The organism is Salinivibrio sp. IB574, assembly GCF_001996205.1.
Lineage (GTDB): Bacteria > Pseudomonadota > Gammaproteobacteria > Enterobacterales > Vibrionaceae > Salinivibrio > Salinivibrio proteolyticus.
Genome location: NZ_MUFN01000063.1, coordinates 1 through 2,689 on the forward strand (window position 1 = coordinate 1; position 2,689 = coordinate 2,689).

The 2,689-nt window shown below is 52.2% G+C and carries 1 protein-coding gene; it reads left to right on the forward strand.

The window, feature by feature from the left end; genetic code table 11:
• The coding region (locus tag BZJ17_RS16925; protein WP_131826826.1) for a DUF6531 domain-containing protein at positions 1-2,689 on the forward strand (2,689 nt) is incomplete at both ends.

Below are 2,689 nucleotides of genomic sequence, written 5' to 3' on the forward strand. Positions count from 1 at the left end.
GAGTTAATCAACAAAACCATTTTTGGCTTAGAAAAAGTGGTGATGCAAAGCGGTAGCTGGATCCTGCGTCTCGCGTCCGATGCTATCCTTGGAATGATTGATGGCTTGAAATCCTTGCTTCAAAAAATCGATGACATGCTCGGTTGGATCAAAGGGAAATTTGATGAGTTCAAGGGCAAAATTATTACGGTTAAGCCTGGCACCGCGCACCCTAAAAAGACCCTTGAGGCGCCAGAAAACACCAACGCAGGCAAGGCAGACCCTCATCAAAAAAATCAAGACAAGGCTAATAGTCAAACCAATGAAACCGACGGGGACGGAGCCTGTCAGCCTTCCAATAAATGTACGGAAAAAGGCGAACCTGTTGATATGCAAACGGGTAAAGCCTTTGAGCTACGGGAAGACTTTACCGTTGCGGCTCACTTGCCGGTGTCACACGAGCGCTACTATCACTCGCGCGGAGAGCGTCACACTGGCCTGATGGGTCGACTATGGCGAAGCAGTTGGGATATCAGTCTGACCATTGAAGGCGACACGGCGTTATGGATAGACAAAGACTATACCCAAGCACGCTTCCCGCTCCCGTTTACCACGACGCCAACCCAATCGGCGATGAAGCCTGATTGGCGCTTACACCGAGACTCATCTGGGCACTTGGTACTCAAGCACAAAACCGGGTTGAGTTATCACTTTGGTTTTGCCGCGGGCAGCGTACTCAAAGTCACCAAAATCCAAGATAGCTACGGTAACAGCACCCAGTTTGTTTATCAGCACGCCACATTAAAGTGGGTGGTATTAACAGATCAGCGCTTAATCAAGGTTGCTACCGAGCGTAACCGCATTACCGCCTTAACCTTGTGTGAGCGCGACAAAACGGTGATCCGTGAATTGGCGCAGTATCATTATGACGACCAGGGCTTTTTGCTCTCGGTACGCGCGGAAGCGGGGCGGAATTTTGACTACCAATACAATCAAGCCGGCCACCTTATTCGTTGGCAAGATAAGGCTAAGACCTGGGTTGAGCATGATTACGATGAGCAAGGCCGAGCCCTTGCGACACGCTGTGCGGGGGACTACTGGAACGACCACATCCGCTACGACGACGAGCAGCGGATCCATTACTACAAAAATGCGTTTGGTGGCATTACCGCTTACCACTTAGACGAACGCAACCGCGTGGTGAAAACCGTGGCGCCGGATGGTAGCACCATCACTCAAACGTGGGATAACGACAACCTAATTAGCCAAACCAATGCATTGGGTGAGACAACCTTCTATGCCTACGATGATTGGGGGAATGTGACCGACGTAGTGCTGCCGGATGGGGCGGTGCATGCTTATCAGTACAGCGAGGAAGGCCATCTACTCGGTTATACCGATCCTGAAGGTGCAACATGGACGTATCAATACAACCCACAAGGGGATGTGATTGCCGCAACTGACCCTGAAGGGCGTGAAACCACGCTGACTTATACCCCAGAAGGGCATCGAGAAAGCCTAACGGAGCCCGATGGCACCACCACGCGCTATACCTACAATGAACTCGGATTATTGGCCCGCGTAGAACCCCAAGTGGGCATGGGGATGCGGTTTGAATACGATCGCCAAGGGCGGTTATGTCGACGCATCAGTGACAATAACTTGGTACGGACGTGGCACTACCAAAACGATAGCCTCACCCCAAGCAGCGTTTGTTACGAAGATGGCACCGCCGCTTACTTTGAATACGACATTGAAGGCAATCTGGTCAAAGTCACCGATGCACTGGGGCATAGCCAGTCGTTCGATTACGACGCGTTTGACTTATTGTCACAGGCGATTGACCCTCTCGGGGCGGTGACTCGCTACCACTACAATGCCGAAGCAGAGTTTGCTGGGGTCACCAACAGTCAAGGTCATGACTGGCGCTACACCTTTGATAAACAAGGACGTGTAGTTAGCCAGCAGCACTATGATAAGCGCGTTGAGCAGTACGAGTACGACGCAGCAGGGCGGCTGAGTCGTCACACCAAACCTGATGGCTATCAACACCAATACGACTACGACCAAGGGGGGCGGGTTAGCCACATCCACACCTTCGATGCGTCGGGTGCACCAGCCGGGCAAACCTGGTATGAATACGACGCGGCCTCGCGCCTGACCTACGCCGAAAATGGTGACGCGTGGGTAGGGCTACGCTATAGCCCAGCAGGATTATTGGTGGAAGAAACCCTTAATGGCACCACACTGGCCTATCAGTACGATGAAGCGGGACGCCGTATAGAGGCCAAAGGCACAGAAACCGCGCGCCAGTATGACTGGCACCATCATCAGCTGACACAGGTGCAAATCGGTGCTCACCAGCCGCTTGATTTTGCCTATACCCCACAAGGGCAAGAGCAACAGCGAGGTAACCAACAAGGTTTTCGTTTAACCCATCAATGGAGTGAGCGAGGCCTACTGACACAACAAGGGTTGGGCCAACACCAAGACCCGTTGCGGTGTTACCACTACGATGCCCTTGACCGCTTAATTGGAATCGATGATAACCACCGTGGCAGTCATCGGTTTATGCTTAACCCTAATGGCCAAGTGATTGGGGCACGACAACAAAAAGCCTCGCAACCTAACGGACGATTTGTGCACCTGTTTGGTTACGACAGCGAACTGAACCTCAATGAGACGGGATTTGCGACCGAATACAGCCAAC